Consider the following 19808-nt stretch of genomic DNA (forward strand, 5'->3'; position numbering starts at 1 on the left):
CATCCGCACGCTTTCTACCCGAAAAAGGTTCGCGGTAATTTCCTGCGGGAAGCAAAAAACGAGGTTGGCCGAGCTTGCCATAATCAAACAATAAAATACTAAAACCAGGCTCCAAGGCACGGTGCTGAAAGGCGTCATCTAGCAAAATTACATCGTGTTCCTGCTGCAATTTTTCGACACCAAAAACGCGGCTTTCGCAAACGGCAACGGTAATATTGGGGAACTTTTGTTTGAACTGGCGCGGTTCATCGCCAATCATTTCGGCCATACTGTTTTTATCGGCATAAAAAAAGCCTTTTGTTTTGCGGCCGTAACCGCGGCTTAACGTGGCAATTTTAAAGTTTGGTTTTAAAGTTTGGATCAGAAATTCTGTCATTGGGCTTTTGCCTGCGCCGCCAACTTCCAAGTTCCCGATGACAATTATGGGTAGGTCAAATTTATTGCTTTTGAAGATTTTTGTATCGTAAAAATAATTCCGAATGATAACAACCAAACCGTAAACCCAGGAAAAAGGAAGCAGCAAGTAACGGAAATAAGGCATCAACTTCAAATAAAACTTCTTTAAAATTTGCTTTTTTGCAAGTACCGCGATTATTTATGTATCTTTTTTTATCAAACAAAAGTAAAATATAAATACTTACGCTGGCTTTGCCTGTTTAATTATATGTTTGTACCGAACTGAAAGCGAAGGATTTTTGTTATTTTGCACTATTATGCTGGACAAGGCTTTTAAAATATCTGTTTGTTTGTGCTTTATTTTGATCCTGATGGTCAAGGTATCGGTTCCGGCAACTGCTGTTTTTATCGGCCATTTTTCAAAACAAACCAAACCGGCGGCATTGATTGATCAGGAAAAAGACGACGAAAAACCTTCGGATTCTAAAGAGTCAATCATCAAAACCAAAAAAGCTGCCGATGAAGCCTTCGTATTTACCTACGAGTTTTTTCCTGTTGTAACCCGGGTTAATATGCTTTACAAACAGCAGACCAGCCTGTTTAAGCAAACCCATTTTCCGCCCGTTTTAACGCCGCCGCCCAACGCTGCTTAAATTATATTTGTTATATTTTTTGCTGAAAACCGGTTAATTGCATAGCTGTTTTTCGGCACAAACATTTATTGCAAGCGTTTAATTTAATACCTTAATTTTTAATTTTATGTTAAGAAAAGCGAAAGAAGAACGCACGCTTAAAGATAACTTAATGCTGGCTTCTTCTACGGCGTTTGTTGCCGGCATGACCAATGTGGCGGGCGTAATTGCGTTTCTGTCTTTTACCAGCAATATTACCGGCCATGTGGCCATGCTGGCCCGCAAAATTGTGAACAAAGAGCACCACGATATTTTGGTTTATACGTTATGGCTGCTGCTGTTTTTATTAGGTGCTTTTACGGCCAACTTTATTACCAAAGCTTATAGCAACAGAGGCAGTTACCGTGCACATGCCGTGCCTATTTTTATCGAAGTCATCATCCTGTTTGTAGTAGCGGTTTACGGGCATAATTATTATACCGAAACACAGTTGGAGCGCGAACTGATTATTGGCACGATGTTGTTTTCGATGGGGCTGCAAAACGGGCTGGTTTCTACCATTTCGGGCGGGCTGGTCAAAACAACACATTTAACCGGGCTGTTTACCGATTTGGGCGGCGAGCTTTCTGAATACCTGCATGCGGCAAAAGGCCAGGCAGGGGCAATCAAACAAAAGCTGATGATTCGTTTGACCATTTTGTGCTTCTACTTAATCGGCGGTATTTTAGGCGGCTATTTTTTCGAACGGTACGATTTCCGCATCTTTTACTTTATCCCGTTTATTTTGCTGACCATTTTGTACTACGATATATCTGCCGTACTTTTTCACAAATTTACCAAGTTCCTGGTGTACCCATTTAAAAATAAACCATCTGTTAATGTTTAACCATACGGCCATTTGGCCTAAATAAAAAAATTTATGAACACTGAAAACCAAATCCACGATACAAGCCATATCTCTTATGAAAGCCTGCTGGAAGGCAATAAAATATTTGTAGAAAGGGCTTTGAAAGAAGACCCGGAATATTTTACCAAACTGGCCAACGGACAAAAACCGCCCGTTTTATGGATTGGCTGCGCCGATAGCCGCGTGCCGGCCAACCAGATCACCAATACAAAACCGGGAGAAATATTTGTACACCGCAACATTGCTAACGTTGTGGTACATACTGATATGAATATGCTTTCGGTTTTAGATTATGCGGTAAACGTGTTAAAAGTAAAACATGTAATCATTACCGGTCATTATGGCTGCGGCGGCGTTATTGCATCCATGACTAACAAACAATTTGGCATTATAGACAACTGGCTGCGCTGCATTAAAGATGTTTACCGGTTGCACGCTGCGGAGTTGGATGCCATTGCAGATGAAAAAGAACGTGCCGACCGTTTGGTAGAATTTAACGTGATTGAAAGTGTAGATAATATCACTAAAACCTCTATTGTACAAAATGCCTGGAGAAACGGGCAGGATTTAAGTATTCACGGCTGGGTTTATTCTTTAGAAACCGGCCTGATTACGGATATGAATGTAAGCATCAGCAATAATGATACTTTGCAGGAAGTTTTTAAGTTAACGTAAGTTTGAATGTTTATAACAAAAAACGCCCGGCAAATCTGTCGGGCGTTTTTTGTTACTGTTTTTATACCCGTAAAAGAAGTACGTAATTTTATACTTCTAACGTTCATTGTAATCACAACAAGAAATTTACATTAAAAAGCTGCAGTAAGTTACTCAAAAAGCTATTTTTAGCTTAGCCATTTTTACAAAAAATACGCTACATTTAATTTCGTATCGAGCGGTTAATATTTTCAATAATAGGTTTGATTATCAGCCTAAAAAATTGGCCATAAAAGAAGTATCGAAAAAACTAAGCAAGATTATTTAACGATGAAAGCAGACGTAGCAAAAAATGATGGAATTAAAAGGGTTGACGGCCGTTTAAAAGTAACCGGCGCTATCCAATATGCTGCAGAATACCATTTGCCCGGCCTTGTTTACGGCGTGTTGGTAAGTTCTACAATTGCAAAAGGAACAATTACGGCTATTGACAGCAAGGCTGCCGAAAAAGCACCGGGCGTAATCAGGGTTTTGTCGCATTTAAATGGGTTGGATATTTCTGATGAAAGAGGCGGAACAAAAGTTACCAAAGCACAAATTAAACCCTTTGCAGACGATAAAGTTTATTTTAACGGGCAACCTGTTGCATTGGTAATAGCCAATACTTTTGAGCGTGCCCAATATGGTGCATCATTAGTTAAAATAACTTATCAGCAGCAAGACCACCAAACAAGCATTGCTGCCAATTCTAAAAACACGCACAAGCCTGCTAACGGAGAACGAAGGGACTATACACGCGGTGAAGCTTATGCTTATCGTTCTGCTCCTGTAAAAATAGAAGCAGAATATACCACACCAATACATGTGCACAACGCCATGGAGCCTTTTGCGGCAACGGTTTTTTGGGAAGGAGACAAGGTAACCATCTACACCAAAGCGCAAGCCATAAAAAGTATGCAACAGGATATTATGAAGCTGTTCAATCTTCCTGAGCAAAACGTTCAAGTTTATTCAAAGGTGATTGGAGGCGCATTTGGCAGTGGTTCGCCACTTTGGCCGTTTGCAAAAGCTACTTTAATTGCCGGTAAAATAATAGGCAAGCCCTTAAAAGTGGTTATAGACCGCCAACAAATGTTTACGATGGTGGGTTATCGCTCGCCGGCCATACAAAAAATTGGCATGGGCGCTTCTGCTGATGGTAAGCTGATTGGCATTACGCATGAAGCTATCGGAGAAACATCAACTTATGAGCAATTTACAGAAGGGATAACCGCAACAACCAGTTTTTTGTACGATTGCCCTAACGTAAACACGCAATACAGGTTAACCCAGCTTAATTTGAGTACGCCAATTTATACGCGTGGGCCAGGAGAAACAACAGGTGTATACGCCTTGGAATCAGCCGTAGATGAACTGGCCTTTGCATTAAATATGGATCCTTTAGAGTTACGGAAAAGAAATTACGCCCAGAAAGACCCGGATAGTAACTTGCCCTGGTCTAGCAAGTACCTGTACGAATGTTATGAACAGGGAGCGGCGCAGTTTGGTTGGAACAAGCGTAACCAGAAACCGGGCACTTTAACGGATAATGGCTGGTTGGTTGGATATGGTGTTGCAAGTGGCGCTTACCATGCGGCACGGGCAAACTGCACCGCAAAAGCCAGGTTAAGTGCAGACGGAACACTTTTGATCCAAAGTGCAACCAGCGATATGGGGCCAGGCACAGCAACTGTAATGGTTCAAATTGCTTCTTCTGTAATTGATATTCCGGTTGAGCGCATTAAGTTTGAATTGGGCAATTCTGCTATGCCTGCTGCGCCGGGCGAATACGGTTCTATGACAACTTCATCCGTTGGTTCGGCAGTTTATGATACTTGTACAATTTTAAAAGAACAATTTACCCAAATGGCCGGGAATGAAAGTGGTTTATCACTCGATTATGCAAAAATATTAAAGGATCATAACCTGCCTTATCTTGAAATTACCCACGAATCCGGTCGTTCTTCCAATTCAGGTAAATATTCTGCTCACGCCTTTTGTACACATTTTGTTGAAGTGCGGGTGCATCCTCAAACAGGTATGGTTAAAGTAAAACGGGTAGTTTCGGCGGTTGATGGCGGGAAAATCCTAAATCCTATTACCGCACGCAGCCAGATTATTGGAGGAGTGGTTTGGGGGATTGGCATGGCGTTAATGGAAGAAGGCGTGCTTGATCATCGTTTTGGCAAATACGTAAACAGTAACCTTGGAGATTACCATGTTGCTACCAATGCCGATGTGCCGCAAATCGAAGCAATTTTTATTGATAAAAAAGACCCTATTACCAACCCAATGGGTTCAAAAGGAATTGGGGAAGTATCTATTGTAGGTGTTGCAGCAGCAGTTGCCAACGCTGTATTTAATGCAACCGGCAAACGGGTGAGAGATTTACCTATCACGCCTGATAAACTATTGTAAATTTTTAATGCTTACAGCCTGTTTAAATTTTGTTTAACTTATTTGCCATGCTTCTTTTACCGCATAAAATTCATTGCTTCATTGTACTTTTTTATATTGGAACAATATCTTAAAAACAAAAATTTACAGGCATAAAAAAAGCATTATAAATTTTTATGATAGAAATTTAAACAGGCTCTTAATGAAAAAGTTTATTTTGACAGTTGTGCGCAATTAAATCAAACATCCGAAGAGTTTGCTAAATATTTTTTATGCAGTTAAAAGAAGTATGATTAAATGTTAAACAATAATTATATAAATGGCACTTTTAAATACTGATAAACAGAATGAAAAAGCAGCCATTTTGGATAGAATCAGTCAACATGGTAGATTACCACTATGGTTGTTTTCGCATCATTCTATACAGCTACCAAAAAATATTCAGCAGGAGTTAAATAAACCTGTTCGGAAGAATTTCTTTTTTATTCAGCTTGTTTTAAAAGGTTCATCAGAACATAGGATAGATTGGAACGAAGTTATTGTTTCCGAAAATCAAATTTTGTTTGTAACGCCAGAACTCATTCACACAAAACCTTTGCTAAATTCTTCTGATGCCGAATTTTACAAAATAAGTTTTGGAAAAGAATTGTTAAGCTACTTTCCAACGCTTTTCAATTTTTTTGTTAATCCTTTTGATTCCAACATTATCCACTTAGATGAACATTCAAAAGAAAGAGTAGTAGCTGTTTTTAAGCTCCTGTTTGAGGTTATAGAAGATAAAAATTTGGAAACAAATTTGGTTATTAGCTATTTACATGTGTTATTAACAGAATGCAATTTTGCCTATTTTAAGCATTTGCAAAAACCTGTACAATTACAAAATAATCTTTCTTTGTTTATCAAGTTCAAACAATACATTGAAGAATCGTTTCAGCAACAACCAACTATAGAAAAAATCGCACAGGCTTTAAGCATAAATGCAAATACATTATACCAATTGGTAAAGAACCGAACGGGCAATTCGCCTAAAGAATTTCTTACCAACCGGCTTATTTTGGAAGCTAAGCGAAAACTTTATTTTACTGATCTGTCTACAAAAGAATTAGCTTGGAGCTTGGGTTATACCGATCCGGGCTATTTTTCTAAACTTTTTAAAAAATCTACCGGAAAAAGTGTACTCGAATATCGTTCTGAAATGAAAAAAATTTCGTCCAACTCGCTGTAAATCTGCAAGTCTTTTGTTGGATTTGTACCGCTTTTAATTTGATTATTACCGATATCATTGCTTTTACCGTGATAATTTTGCTCTTGTTAAAACACAGACGCTTAATTATAAAAGATAAAATATGAAATATTTGAAAAGTTTGAACATTAAAACCAACGGTTTGAGAATTTCCCGTATCGGTTTAGGCGGCACCGGGATAGCTGCTGATTCAAAATCTCAAACCGAAGGCATTGCTACCATACATGCTGCTTTAAACGCTGGCATTACTTTTTTAAATACCGCAGATTTTTACAGTAGCGGCGCAGGTGAGATGCTTATTAAAGAAGCCTTAAAATCCCGGAAACGGGAAGAGGTATTTATATCTGTAAAGTTTGGAGCCATGACTGGATTGGACGGGCGTATGTATGGTTTAGATGTACGTCCGCAAGCAGTAAAAAACTACCTCGGCTACACGTTAAAAAGGCTTGGTACAGATTATATAGATCTTTATCAACCTGCCCGGATTGACTCCAATATTCCGGTAGAAGAAACGATTGGTGCAGTAGCTGATTTGGTTAAAGCTGGACACGTAAAAAATGTAGGTATTTCGGAAGTGGATGCAGCAACTTTGAGAAAGGCAAATGCTACATACCCAATCAGTTTGGTAGAAGTTCAATACTCTCTGCTTAATCGTAGCATTGAAGCCGACCTTTTACCTGCTGCACAACAGTTAGGGATTGGCGTAGTTGCTTTTGGTGTGCTTTTTAACGGGTTAATCGGTGGAACTGCACCGCAAGAAAAATTAGCCAATTTAGGTAAAAGGATGTCTCCTGATGCGGTTGATCTATTAAGCAATAAACTTTTAAGGATGGACGCACTAAAGGAAATTGCTGACGAAAAAGGCATCACGCTATCTCAACTGGCGATCGCCTGGGTATTATCGAAGGGAGAAGATGTGATGACTATTGTAGGAGCAAAAACACCTGCTCAATTAAACGATGTTGTAAAGGTAATAGATGTTGATCTTAGCGATGCTGATATAAAGAGGATTGAACAAATATTTCCAATGTCGGAGGCAACTAGTTCTTATATGTTAGAAAAATTAAATATTGACAAGAATGGTTTGTTTAAACGCTAACTTAATTTTGTTGCAGCATGAAGTTTAAAAATCAGCTTTCACAAATTTATAGTGATAAAAGAAGCATTATCGGGATTGGAAATTTCAAACCGATTGGAAATTTTATAAAGCTAAGATAATTGTAACAAAACAAGCCAGTAATTTACCAGCTTGTTTTGTTAACGCTTTATACGAAAACTGACTTTAGATAGCAATGCTTGCTATCGCTTTTTCAAGTGCCTGATCTTTCAAATCGGGCATGTTTACGCCTTCTACCCTAAATGCCGTAACATCTGTCATACCGAGGAAACCTAAAATCGTACGCAAATAAGGTTCAGTAAAATCATAAGTTTTCATAGGGCCTTCAGAATAAACACCGCCGGTAGCAATGGCCAGGTAAACCTTTTTGTTTTTAATTAATCCTTCCGGACCGTTCGCGGTGTACTGAAAAGTTACGCCAGCACGTGCAATGTGATCAATCCAGGCTTTTAAAGTAGAGTGGATACCAAAATTGTACAATGGCACGCCTATTACAATCACATCAGCATCTGTTATCTCTGCAATGGCTTCGTCAGAATGTTTAATGGCTTCGGTAAGCTCCAGGCTGTGGTTTTCTTTTGGGGTGAAAAACGAGTTTAAATGCACTTCTTCCAAATGCGGAAAAGGCGTTTTTACTAAATTATGAACCTTTACTGTACTACCAGTATTGGCAGCTTGTAGTTTTTGGATAATGGCATCAGCTAATTTGATGCTAAAAGAAGCGCCACCGCGCGGGCTCGAAATAAGATTTAATATTTTCATGTGTTATAACATTTAATGTTGTCACAAACATAATATATTTAACAGTAATAAAATCGGGTTTTTAAAAGGAATGACGGTATCGTTTAATATCGCGGCAATATGACCTATGGTTGACCGAAACAAGCAACAACAGTTCAAGCCAAATCAATTAAAACCCACACTGATTTTATGCCGGTAAAAGAAGCATCGGCGTTTGTTATCGTGTGATGGAAAACCGCAGGTTCATTAAATTGAGCTACAGGCTTGGTTAAACTTTTATCAACATAAATAAAATTAAAAAGCAAACAAATAAATTTTGAGGGGTTATAAATCATACTAAATACGAGTATAATGGAACAGGCCCCAAAAAAAGCTGCCCAAAAACCAAGAATGAATTTCTGGCAGATGTTTAACCTAAGTTTCGGGTTTCTGGGCATTCAAATGGGTTTTGCCTTGCAAACGGGAAATGCGAGCCGGATTTTGCAAACTTTTGGCGCTGATGTAGAACATTTAACCTGGTTTTGGCTGGCAGCACCGCTTACTGGTATGATTATACAACCCATTATCGGTCATTACAGTGATAAAACCTGGACAAAATTAGGTCGCCGCAAACCTTATTTTTTAACCGGGGCTATCCTTGCTGCTTTAGCATTGGCTTTTATGCCCAATGCCTCTGTGTTGGCAGCCATACTGCCGCCGGTGATGATTGGCGCCAGCACGTTGATGATTATGGATGCTTCTTTTAATGTTTCGATGGAGCCTTTTAGGGCTTTGGTTGCTGATGATTTGCCCGAAGAACAGCACAACGAAGGCTTTTCCATCCAAACTTCACTTATTGGCGTGGGCGCTATTATTGGTTCGTTGCTGCCTTATGTATTGGCAAATTGGTTTGGCATTGCAAAAACCGCGAAACAGGGAATCGCGCCGCACAACCTGATCTACTCTTTTTATGCAGGTGCAGTTGTGTTGATTGCTAGCGTGTTATGGACGGTATTCAGGACAAAAGAATTTCCTCCGGAAGAATACGACAGTTTTCATGCGGAGGAAATTGAAAAAGAAAAAGGCGAAGAAAAGAAAAGCGGTATGGCCGAAGTTTTTTACAACCTGGTGCACATGCCAAAAACCATGAAGCAATTGGCAGTGGTGCAATTTTTTTCCTGGTATGCGCTTTTTTCGATGTGGGTTTTTACCACGCCGGCAATTGCAGCCCATGTTTTTCACATCAAAGCAGGCGATACTTCGTCTGCAGATTATAACAATGCAGCTAACTGGGTTGACATTTTGTTTGGTGTTTACAATGCTGTTTCGGCTGTGTACGCTTTGCTTCTGCCTAAAATCCTGACTAAAGTGAGCCGGAAAAAAATGCACGCTTTTGCACTCGTTATGGGTGGTTTGGGTTTAATTTCGTTGCTTTTCATCCAAAACCAATACCTGCTTATTTTACCGATGGTGGGTATTGGTTTGGCTTGGGGAAGTGTGTTGGCCATTCCTTATGCCATTTTATCCAGCTCTATCCCGGCTACCAAAGTTGGTGTTTACATGGGGATATTTAATTTTACCATTACCATCCCTCAAATTTTAAATGGTGTGGTTGGTGGCCTGATTGTAAAACATCTTTTTAATGATCAACCTATTTATGCTTTGGTAATGGCCGGTGTTTTCCTTTTTCTTTCTGCCGGATCGGTTTTTTTCGTTCAAGATGAAACCGACAAGCAAAGCGCTTAAAGTAGATTTTTAAGTAAATTATCAGCATAAAAACCAATGCTTCTTTTATCGGCATAAAAAAGTACCAGTTAGTTTTTCAACGTACCTGTGCTTTTAAAATCAACTTAATACTTTTCCTTTTACCGTGCCAAAAACTTAGGCCGAAACAGTTAAAGTACTTCCCGTTATGACCACAGTATATTGCTTTAATGCTACTGCTGCCGGGCCTAACAATACGGCACCGGTGGTACTAAACTTACTGCCGTGGTTGGGGCAAATAAAAATACCCTGAGCGGTGTTATAATTAACAGGAGTTCCCTGATGGGTACATGCTACTTGTACGGCAGAAAAAGATGATGGTGCATTGCTTTGCGCCAACCTCACAATAATAATCCCGTTAAGTACTTTAGAATCACCAACTTTTGGTAAATCCGTAGCCAGGTTAATGGTAGCCAGGCTGCCCGTAGGCGTGGTTGGTTTAGGTGCCGGATCTTCGCTTTTGGGCGTACTGCCGCAGGAAGCCAAACTACAGCCGACGCAAACTGCTGCCAAACTGATACTTAATGCCGATAAAAACTCTTTTCTTTCCATGTTTAAAGTTTTAAATTGAATTATGCTATTTGTAAGTGCCTTTATGTTTGTGGTCTAAATCAAAAACCCGGGCGATGTTAAAGCCAAACCTAAATTGTCCTTTTGCCCAGTTTGAAGTTGTACTGCTGAGGTAATTAATGGGAGAAATAGCTTCGGCATTGGTAAAATTCATGGTGAAAACATGGCCACCAGTTTCAATTTCGATGCCAACGCCTAACGGGTCATAAAATGGCGTGCTGGTATTATTTCGCCTGAAAGAAGAAAAAGGATGGGCATAATCCAGCACAATGCCCATGTGTTTGGTTACCTTAAACCGGCCTGCTGCTGATAAGGCAAAAATATTTTTTTCGTTACCATTGATGTACGGAAACGGCAGGTTGTCTCTCAAAAAAGAAGGTGCAACTTCAAGCGATAGCCTTGAAGAAAACTTCCTCGAAAAAATAGCCTGATAAAAATACGATAAGCGGTTCGTGTAATCATCAAACACGTTCGTGGTAACCTGGTAAGGTTTTAAACCAGCATTTGCCAGCAACGTAAGCGCAACCGGCATACTGTTGTTGGATGTTTGGTGCAGCAAACTGTACTTAAAGCCTAACTCCAGCAATTGCTCGTACTTGCTTCGGCCAAAATTAATATCCAGGTTATCGGTGAGGCCGTACTCAAAACCAATATAAATGTCGGACGAGTTATCAAAGCCATACAAAGTTTTGCCGCCTCCTGCCGCACCTGCAACATCGCCAAAACGATGCACCACCATAAAATTTAAATTCTTCTTTTTGTTAGTTTCGGTGGTTGGTGTGAGGATGAGCCGGGTTGACTTAAAAGCTGCTATTACCGGCTCTGCTTCGTTTGTGCTGGTTAAAGAGTTGAGCAAAGAATCGGTGTTGCTTGACTGCGTTTGCTGGGCTTGTGCAAAACAAACAGACAACATCAAACTGGTTAAAAATAAAATTTTTCGCATCAGGTTAAGTTTAGGTTTTGGTTAACTTATGTGTTAAGGGCTGTATAAGTTGCCGCAACTTGTACATGGATGGTTTCGGCTATTTTTTCGAAAACCAATTTTGGTATCTCTATTTTATGGTCTTTGCATTGCACATCAAATCCGGCCGTGATGCTTACCACGCCATTATTTATCGTTATTTTTCCGGGGATAGTTCGGTTCTGTTTTACACCATGCACATCCAAAACGCCTTTTACATTTACCACATAAATGCCGTTTTTTGAGTAATCAAACTTTTCCTGAATTTGCCCTTTAAAAGAAGCATTTGGATATTTATCACTTTCCATGTAGTTCTCGTTAAAGTGTTCCTGCATCAACGATTTTTGAAACTGCAGGGAACGCATCGGCACACTAAAAGCAATTTCGTTGGTGGCGGCGTTAAAAACAGACGTTCCTTTGTTGGAAGCGGCATCAATATCTTCCAGCGGCGCTTTAGAAAAGATACTGATTTTGGCATTTTTGCAGACATAAGTGTCCTGCCCTGCCTGGTAGCTTAACCAGGCAAGTAAAATAAAAGCGATATGTTTCATTAGTTATTTGGTTTTTATCGAGCTAAAATTCCACCCTATACCTATTGCCACACCTGCCGATTGCAGTTTAACACGTTCTAAGCCAATTGATGTTAAGGGTAGTTTTAAATAGGGCTGCACTAATAAATTTAAGTTAGAACTAACCTTACGTTGGTAAGTAGTATTAAGGTTTAATATGCTTAAAATGTGCTTGTTCTGGTTAGTTACGTTTAAATCAATGGAGGTATTATCTGTAAAATGCAAGTTGTAATTTTCCTTTAACATGAAATAAGAAGACAGCCCGGCACCGGCAGCAAATGCGTTTTTATTTTTACTATAAACCTGATAATTAATATTGATTGGGATGTCCAGTACTTTACAATCAGCAGCAACCATTCCCTGTTTACCTTTAAAAGTGGCCGCCGTTTGATATTGTTCGATGCTTATACTGTAAGGTTTAGCGGCATAAACAGCACTTGTTGTAACACTCCATTTTTTGGCAAACTGTACTGAAAGTTGCAAACCTGCATTCGTGCCAACTTTGCTTCCTGTAAAAGAGCCAACACCGTTTACATCCGGCGCGGTTAAAATTGCCAGAGAAAACGTAGGTGCGCGTTTAACAATTGTTTTTGTTGTTTTTTTCTCCTTTGCTGATGCAACTTTTGCTTTTGCTAAATTTCTATCCATAAAAGAAGTATCAAATTTTACCGCTTGGTTGCTCAATAAGTTTTGTTTTGTATTGATGATTGTTACGCTGGTTGCCGCCAGTTCTGCACGCTTTTCTGCTGCTGATTTTTGGTTGCTAAAAGAAGCATCAGTATTGTTATCAGCTACATTTGGTTTATTTCCCGTTGATTTATTTTCAACCAAAATTTTATCGGAAGCATTCGAAGTACTTTTTTGTGTGATGCTGTTTTTATGCCTTGTTTTTTTGGCTTCATCACCAAAACTTCCATCGGTTACTATTTTATGCTGATGGTTGGCAGCTATCGTTTCCTGATTGTTTCTTTCGATTTTATTACGTCCTTCAGCTTTATTTTCGATCACCGGAACTACTTTTTTTACAGGCGTTTTTCCTATTTTATTAACTGGCGGGATAACCGGGTTTAAAAGCTTCCACCCAAAAAACAACAGAAAAACAGCCGCTACACTTCCGCAAAACCAGTAAAGCCAAACGGGCACGGGTTTTTTGCGCCGTTTTTTATCCAACAAATCTTCCATGGCGGCCCAGTCTTCTTCCCTAAACTCAACATCTCCGTTAGGTCCGGTTAACCCTTCCCTAAACTGGCGATCTAAATTATGTTCATCAGAAGCTTTCATTCTAAAAATCTGTTAAAATAAATAACGTTAAAGGTTGCAGGGTTGATAGCCACAATGGTAGCGTAATTATTTCCTTTGATGTTGCTGTCTCGTCCGTCTGCACCTTTAATCATTTTCTTTAGCTTATCTCTTGCTTTAAACAAATTTGATTTTGATGTTCCTGCGCTGATGCCCAGTAAATCGCCAATTTCTTCGTGCGTATATCCTTCAATCGCATATAAATTAAAAACGGTTCGGTAAGCATGAGGCAGGCTTTGTATCAGCGCAAGCAAATCATTATAGAGCAACTTCCTGTCCGAAAAATCTTCGTTGGCCACATCTTCCGCTTTTTCGATGTCGTCCGCATAAGCCAATTTTAAGTTGCTGCGGTAATAATCTATCGCCGTATTCATCATAATCCGGCCAATCCAGGCTTTAAACGGCTTGCTTAAATCGTATTTGTCCAAATGCGTAAAAACCTTGTAAAAGCCCTGGTTCATAATTTCTGCAGCTTCGTAACGGTTGCCTGCGTAGCGCAAACAAATGCTCATAGAAAAACCATAAAACGTTTTGTACAACATTTTTTGCTCTCTTCTATCTTGCTTCAAACAGCCCGATATCAGTTCTTGTAATTCTGCTTCAGTTCGAGGCATCAGTTGCAATAAAATTTGGTCGAATTTATAAGTATCACGGATGTTTTTGCCAAAAGGTTGCCTGCTATTAAATTTTTTTTTGCGTGGGGTTGTGATTGGCAACAGGAATAAAAACATTTTGCTTTAGAAGCAACCATTCGGGATTTTGGGGCGTAACGATTATAAACTTTAACTAACTAAATCTCTGCAATGATGAAACTTAACAAACAACCCCGCCTCGCTACTGCTATCGCTTTAGTATTGGTTTTATTTACTACAGCTTGTAAAAAAACGGCCACAAGTCCGACTGCGCCACTCGTAGTTACCGGCGTACAATTAACAGCCAATGACAAATTTGGCAACGTTTTAACCGATAACAACGGAAAAACATTGTATTTTTTTGCCATGGATGTTAGCGGGACTTCTGCCTGTAACGATGGTTGCGCCTTAACCTGGCTGCCATTTTACAAAGATGCGCCAACAATTGGCACAGGTTTAACAGCCACTGATTTTGCAACCATTACCCGCGCTGACGGCAGCAAACAAAACACGTACAAAGGCTGGCCTATTTATTATTATACCGGAGATGCCAAAGCAGGCGATGTAACCGGCGATGGCTTGGAAAAACTGTGGTTTGTTGCCAAAGCCGATTACACGGTGATGCTTGGCAATGCGCAATTGGTTGGGAAAGACGGCGTACAATATACCAGTTTAAGCAAACCGGGAAAAGAAATAAGCCAGTACCTTACTGATGCCTACGGCCGTACGCTTTATGCTTTTACACCTGATAAATTTAAGAAGAACAATTACACCAAAGCCGATTTTAGCAACGATGCCATTTGGCCAATTTACAAAGTTGATGCGGTGCAAAGTGTTCCGTCAATATTAGATAAAACACAATTTGATGTAATTACCGTGTTTGGCAAAACACAATTGGTTTACAAAGGCTGGCCAATGTATTATTACATAAGTGATAATGGTGTTCGCGGTGGAACAACAGGCGTAAGTGTGCCTTCTCCTGGCGTTTGGCCAATTGTTAATCTTAACAGTCCGGTTGCCCCCAATTAGTTTTTTAATTGTGTTGATATGCTTCTTTTACCGCACTAAAATTTGTGTGGTAAAAAAAGCATTTTTTTGAAGATCGCTTTAGAAGATCGCTTTAATTGTATGGTTTGGGATTGCAGTAAAATTGAACAGGAAAGTCGAGCCTCACAACCAGACTTCCCAAAATCCCTACAACTCGCGATCCAAAAACGGATACCGGTAATCTACCGGCGGGACAAAAGTTTCTTTGATCGTTCTTGGCGAAACCCAGCGCAATAAATTGATCATCGAGCCAGCTTTATCATTCGTTCCGGAACCTCTGGCACCGCCAAAAGGCTGCTGGCCAACTACGGCTCCGGTTGGTTTATCGTTGATGTAAAAGTTTCCGGCTGCATTGCGCAATTTGTGAGTTGCCTTTTCGATGGCATACCGATCAGTGGCAATGACTGCACCGGTTAAAGCATACGGAGAAGTGGTATCAATCACCTGCATAATTGCCTCGTATTCCTCATCTTCATACACAAAAACTGTTAAAACCGGACCAAACAATTCTTCGCACATCGTTACATATTTTGGGTCGTTGGTTTTGATAATGGTCGGTTCGATAAAATAACCGTTCGTTTTGTCGTAGTTTCCGCCAGCGATAATTTCTACACCCGGTGCTTCTTTTGCCGCATCAATATATTTTGCCAGTTTATCAAAAGATTGTTCGGTAATTACCGCGTTTACAAAGTTTTCAAAATCTTCTACCGGCCCCATTTTGATGGTTGCCAAATCAGCCAAAACTTTTTCCTTGATGTCGGGCCATAAAGATTTCGGCAGATAAGCGCGTGAAGCAGCCGAACATTTTTGTCCCTGATATTCAAAAGCGCCGCGAACGATGGCCGTAGCAACGATATCAGGATGGGCACTTTTGTGGGCGAGGATAAAATCTTTTCCGCCGGTTTCACCTACAATTCTTGGATACGATTTATATTTATGGATGTTGTTGCCAATGGTTTGCCAGATAGTTTGGAAAACTTTGGTAGAACCGGTAAAATGGATGCCGGCAAAATCAGGATGGTTAAAAACTACTTCTCCGGCTACCGGCCCGTCCACATAAATTAAGTTGATCACGCCATCCGGCAAACCGGCTTCTTTAAAAACCTGCATAATTACGTTTGCAGCATAAGCCTGCGGATAAGCCGGTTTCCAAACCACCACATTGCCCATCATTGCGGCAGATGCAGGAAGGTTTCCGGCAATAGCGGTAAAATTAAAAGGCGTTAACGCGAATACGAAACCTTCCAGCGGGCGTTGTTCTACCCGGTTCCAAACACCTTTTCCCGAAACTGGTTGCTGCGCATAAATATCGGCCAGGTAAGAAACGTTGAAACGGAGAAAATCAATTAGTTCGCAGGCAGCATCAATTTCGGCCTGGTAAGCATTTTTGGATTGCCCCAACATGGTTGCGGCGTTAATTTTATAACGGTAAGGGCCGGCAATCAAATCCGCAGCTTTTAAAAATATGGCGGCACGTTGTTCCCAAGCCAGGTTTTCCCAAGCTTCTTTGGCTGATAATGCCGCAGCAATAGCTTCGTGTACGTGGCTTGCATCGCCTTCCGAAAAATAACCTAAAACATGTTTATGATTATGTGGCGGACGGATTGCTAATTTGGTTGACGTTCTTACTTCCTCACTGCCAATGTACATTGGCAAATCAACTTCCTGTGCACGCGCTTTTTCGAGTGCTTTTTTCAGCATCGCCCTTTCTACACTGTGCGGCCCGTAATTTAAAACTGGTTCGTTAACCGGCACGGGTATATTAAAAAATCCTTTTAGCATTCTGTTTGGTTTTGATATTGAAGGCGCAAAGTTAAAGATTTGGCACGAAGCCGGGAACTTATCAAATCTGTTTAGGCCGATGCTTCTTTTACCACATAAAAATTAGTGTGCCAAAAGAAGCATTATTCATGGTCTGGCTTTCCGCCATTGATCATATTAGAAACTACCCCCGGCTCTTTGCCTCTCTCGGCCAAAAAAACACCTGCTAAATGCACGGCAATAAATGCCAAAACTAAGTACATGCAAAACCCGTGGACTTCTTTAATGTTGTGATGCAATTGGCGTGGAAGAGCCAGTTCGTCTTCAAAAGCAAGCGAAAGCCCGGTGATGACCATAATGGTTAACAAACCATAAAAACCTAAGTAAATTATTTTTACCGCCAGATCATGTTTTGCTAAATAAGTGTTTTGTTTAAGCACAAAATATTGCCGGTATACTTCTTTTAGACCTACAAAAAAGCGTTGGTTTTTAGGTTGAAAAATTTCCATCACCAGCCGGAACACAAAAAAAGCCGCCAGAAAATAACCGAAATAAATATGGATGCCCCAAACTTCATCGCTTTGCGCATGCGCCAGTACTCTTGCTTGTTGATCGTTTAAAATTGTTCCGCCTTTTTGCAGTTCTGTTTTTAAAAAAGACTGGTTGCTGCGGTCGTCCAAAAAGGTTGAGTTGATCAAGACCGTAATCAATGATCCGGAAATAATAATTGCGTTTGACCAATGCCATAAACGCAATGCAGCAGATTTTCTTTTTGTTAAATCCGGATTTGCCGGGTCTTGTTTTACAGGTTCGATAATGGCCATAAATTGTCGGATATATAAAATTTAACAAGGTATCAGTTGAAAAAAAGTTATTTAAATTTTCATACTATAATTATGGTTTGCTGCTATATCCAACGCTTTAATTTGTGGTTTGTATGCTGTTGGCAAGATTAAGGATTTCACTAACTGGTCTAACTGCAGCTTCCGGCTTATTTTGTAAAGCGGCACAATCAGCATCAGCAAAGAAACCTTTCTCAAGCCTAATAATTTTCTAACCTTTCGCGGAACCAGTTGCGCCTGTACTTCTTTTAGCAGGATAAAACGTGCAAGACCCAAATGCTTTTTATATTGTTTGTACAGATCAATGGTGAAGCGGCTTTTCTCCAAATCCTGCAGCAGGTGTTCTTCGCGGACGGAAACCCAATCCTGGTAATTTTGGGGCAGTTCTTTCAAATTCATACGCAAACCCATGCGGTAAAAAGTGTTGTAGATGTCTTCTTTTTCTGCGGAGGAAAGCTTTCGGTACAACAATTCAAAAGCGCGGACCGAATAATCAACCAGCAAAAACAATACGTCGCGGTACGCCCAATTCGGGATTTGCGCGTGCCGGTTTGCTTCCACTTCTGCATGTATCGCCGTGATCTTGTCGATTGCTTTATTGGCTTTGTCCAAGTCAGAAAAAACAATCATCTGCGCATAAGTTACCGTGGAAAACAACCTGCCCAGCGGATCGGCGGGCAATTTTCCCGTAAAATACAGCCAATCTACTGCTTTGTTCAACGCAAATTCTGCCGATGCACCTGCAAAAATAAACAGAATGGTATCGGCGTTGCTCCAGATTTTGCATACGATTGAGCCTTTTGGCGAGAAGAATTCCATTTTGTTGTAACGATAGAAACCGGATTTTGTGCGCCCAGGGTTTTGGTAGAAAATTGTTGTTGATTCGCAGGACTTCCTGACTTTCCCAACTTCCTGACTTTTCTGACTTTCCCAACTTCTTCTAATGCTTCTTTTACCACCCTAAAATCAGGCAGTTATTTCACTGTTGCGTCAAAAGCACTGTTCAAAATTTGGCCGTTGCGTTTCATTTGCACCCAAATCCGGTATTTTCCTGCCGATGGAAAAGCGTAAGGAAACGTAACCATTGCATCCATTTTGTTGTGCTTATCGCTCGGCATATCCATTTTAGGCATCGAGGCCATCAAATAACGGTTGCGTTCCGTTTCGTTCATTTTCCTGATTTTGGAGATTTCCCGGTCAATACTGTCCCGGAAACGGTTTGCATCCGGCGTGGCCGGGATTTTTTCGTCGCCTTTCATCCGGTTTTGCAAGATTTCCTGCGATGCCATCGAAAAAGCACCGACCGGATGCAGGTGCATATAAACCGAGCCATCGTATTTTAAAACAACGGCGTGGCCCATCATGCCCATATAAGGTTCCAGTTTTACGGCTGCGCCAGTTGGGTCATGGATGGCAAAAGTTAAAGGATAAACTTTACCGGCTTCAAAAGGCGTGTTGGCAGCATGTTCCCAAACGGCAGAAGAACCATCCGCCAGTTTCATCGTTTCGCCGGGGATGCCGCAAACCAGCGTTGTTTTTCCGGGGAAATTATCAACGTTTTTGTTGATGCTGTTGGAGATGACATAAGTATCATCCGGATCGTGAAAAAAAGCTGAATACAGTTTTGCCGATGCTGTTTTTACCAGTGTTTTTTTCGGCACATCAATCGTATCGGCAATGGTTTCGTTAAAACCAGTCCAACGCACCACATCTGCAAAAACCAAATACCGGCCTTCAGGCAAATCAGGCAGCAGGGCAAAATAGTTTAAGCTGTCTTTTCTAAAGGGATGCAGATGCGCAAAAACATCCAGCGAGTTTTCGCGCACCATAAACAAATGCATCAGTTTGCCATGATCAGGCACGATAAAACTCATAGACTTTTTGGCAGCTTTAAGCGAGTTGGAATCAACCTGAAAATGTAAAACCTGCTGCTGGTCGTAGTTTAAAATGCTTGATTTGGCCAGCGGCGGCCGGTACATATATTTGGTGTAATTACTGCTCCAACTGTTCCACCAGGAAGAACCGCCGTAAAGCATCAGCGCCAAAATCAAAAAAGCTGTTGTTGCGCCAATCCATTTTTTTCTGCGGACGTTTGGCAAACTGTTTACGCCGGGCCTTAACAAACCATCGCTTACGCTGGCGCCGATGATGGTCGCCATTAAAACCACCAGCAGCAAGCCCAAACCTGCCAAAATCCAGCCTAAAGATTTCGGCATTGCGCGTTGTGCGGTCGAAACTGCCATCACCGGGATTAGTAC

The 19808-nt window shown here is 40.7% G+C and carries 19 protein-coding genes; 8 read left to right on the forward strand and 11 right to left on the reverse strand.

Features of this window, described 5'->3' with window-relative positions; genetic code table 11:
- A partial coding sequence (gene lpxK, locus Q0192_RS15130) for a tetraacyldisaccharide 4'-kinase (protein WP_299290600.1) occupies positions 1-541 on the reverse strand: 541 nt, incomplete at its 3' end.
- 226 nt (positions 542-767) lie between these two features.
- On the opposite strand from lpxK, the gene Q0192_RS15135 reads away from it, so the two are divergent.
- The 6 genes from Q0192_RS15135 (at position 768) to Q0192_RS15160 (ending at position 7367) form a co-directional block, all read left to right on the forward strand.
- Positions 768-1049 carry a hypothetical protein gene (locus Q0192_RS15135; RefSeq protein ID WP_299290602.1) on the forward strand — a complete coding sequence of 94 codons (282 nt, stop codon included), beginning with the start codon at positions 768-770 and terminating at the stop codon, positions 1047-1049.
- 106 nt (positions 1050-1155) lie between these two features.
- Positions 1156-1914 (forward strand): YoaK family protein, encoded by a 759-nt coding sequence (locus tag Q0192_RS15140; RefSeq protein WP_299290604.1) that lies wholly within the window; start codon positions 1156-1158, stop codon positions 1912-1914.
- Positions 1915-1947: 33 nt separating this feature from the next.
- On the forward strand, positions 1948-2610 hold the full coding sequence (can, locus tag Q0192_RS15145; RefSeq protein WP_299290606.1) for a carbonate dehydratase: 663 nt from the start codon (positions 1948-1950) through the stop codon (positions 2608-2610).
- Positions 2611-2919: 309 nt separating this feature from the next.
- On the forward strand, positions 2920-5046 hold the full coding sequence (locus tag Q0192_RS15150) for a xanthine dehydrogenase family protein molybdopterin-binding subunit (RefSeq protein WP_299290608.1): 2127 nt from the start codon (positions 2920-2922) through the stop codon (positions 5044-5046).
- Between the two features lie 298 nt (positions 5047-5344).
- Positions 5345-6250, forward strand: coding sequence for an AraC family transcriptional regulator (locus Q0192_RS15155; protein ID WP_299290610.1), 906 nt, complete (start codon positions 5345-5347; stop codon positions 6248-6250).
- A gap of 121 nt (positions 6251-6371) precedes the next feature.
- Entirely contained in the window at positions 6372-7367 is a 996-nt protein-coding gene (locus Q0192_RS15160; protein ID WP_299290612.1) for an aldo/keto reductase, read from the forward strand.
- Positions 7368-7550: 183 nt separating this feature from the next.
- On the opposite strand, the gene Q0192_RS15165 is transcribed toward Q0192_RS15160, so the two are convergent.
- Positions 7551-8147 (reverse strand): NAD(P)H-dependent oxidoreductase, encoded by a 597-nt coding sequence (locus Q0192_RS15165; protein ID WP_299290614.1) that lies wholly within the window; start codon positions 8145-8147, stop codon positions 7551-7553.
- Between the two features lie 330 nt (positions 8148-8477).
- Here Q0192_RS15165 and Q0192_RS15170 point away from each other — a divergent pair, with 330 nt between their 5' ends.
- On the forward strand, positions 8478-9851 hold the full coding sequence (locus Q0192_RS15170) for an MFS transporter (protein ID WP_299290616.1): 1374 nt from the start codon (positions 8478-8480) through the stop codon (positions 9849-9851).
- Between the two features lie 135 nt (positions 9852-9986).
- Here Q0192_RS15170 and Q0192_RS15175 read toward each other — a convergent pair whose 3' ends face one another.
- From Q0192_RS15175 to Q0192_RS15195, 5 genes are read right to left on the reverse strand one after another with little or no spacing between them, the layout of a single operon-like run.
- Positions 9987-10421 carry a Rieske (2Fe-2S) protein gene (locus Q0192_RS15175; RefSeq protein WP_299290618.1) on the reverse strand — a complete coding sequence of 145 codons (435 nt, stop codon included), beginning with the start codon at positions 10419-10421 and terminating at the stop codon, positions 9987-9989.
- Positions 10422-10446: 25 nt separating this feature from the next.
- Positions 10447-11382, reverse strand: a complete 936-nt coding sequence (locus Q0192_RS15180; RefSeq protein ID WP_299290620.1) for a DUF5777 family beta-barrel protein — start codon at positions 11380-11382, stop codon at positions 10447-10449.
- 26 nt (positions 11383-11408) lie between these two features.
- On the reverse strand, positions 11409-11951 hold the full coding sequence (locus tag Q0192_RS15185) for a YceI family protein (protein WP_299290622.1): 543 nt from the start codon (positions 11949-11951) through the stop codon (positions 11409-11411).
- Positions 11952-11954: 3 nt separating this feature from the next.
- Positions 11955-13250: an outer membrane beta-barrel protein gene (locus tag Q0192_RS15190; RefSeq protein ID WP_299290624.1), complete on the reverse strand. Its 1296-nt coding sequence runs from the start codon at positions 13248-13250 to the stop codon at positions 11955-11957.
- Positions 13247-13999, reverse strand: coding sequence for a sigma-70 family RNA polymerase sigma factor (locus Q0192_RS15195; RefSeq protein ID WP_299290626.1), 753 nt, complete (start codon positions 13997-13999; stop codon positions 13247-13249). The genes Q0192_RS15190 and Q0192_RS15195 overlap by 4 nt, the downstream gene beginning before the upstream one ends.
- A 72-nt stretch (positions 14000-14071) precedes the next feature.
- Between Q0192_RS15195 and Q0192_RS15200 the strand changes: the two genes are divergently transcribed.
- On the forward strand, positions 14072-14929 hold the full coding sequence (locus Q0192_RS15200; RefSeq protein WP_299290628.1) for a hypothetical protein: 858 nt from the start codon (positions 14072-14074) through the stop codon (positions 14927-14929).
- 165 nt (positions 14930-15094) lie between these two features.
- On the opposite strand, the gene pruA is transcribed toward Q0192_RS15200, so the two are convergent.
- The 4 genes from pruA to Q0192_RS15220 form a co-directional block, all read right to left on the reverse strand.
- Positions 15095-16729, reverse strand: coding sequence for an L-glutamate gamma-semialdehyde dehydrogenase (gene pruA, locus Q0192_RS15205; protein WP_299290630.1), 1635 nt, complete (start codon positions 16727-16729; stop codon positions 15095-15097).
- Between the two features lie 122 nt (positions 16730-16851).
- Positions 16852-17532 (reverse strand): cytochrome b/b6 domain-containing protein, encoded by a 681-nt coding sequence (locus Q0192_RS15210; RefSeq protein WP_299290632.1) that lies wholly within the window; start codon positions 17530-17532, stop codon positions 16852-16854.
- Between the two features lie 51 nt (positions 17533-17583).
- Positions 17584-18369, reverse strand: a complete 786-nt coding sequence (locus Q0192_RS15215) for an oxygenase MpaB family protein (protein WP_299290634.1) — start codon at positions 18367-18369, stop codon at positions 17584-17586.
- 155 nt (positions 18370-18524) lie between these two features.
- Positions 18525-19808, reverse strand: a 1284-nt coding sequence (locus Q0192_RS15220; protein ID WP_299290636.1) for a hypothetical protein, incomplete at its 5' end; no start/stop codon positions are given.

The organism is uncultured Mucilaginibacter sp. (assembly GCF_937859865.1).
Lineage (GTDB): Bacteria > Bacteroidota > Bacteroidia > Sphingobacteriales > Sphingobacteriaceae > Mucilaginibacter_A.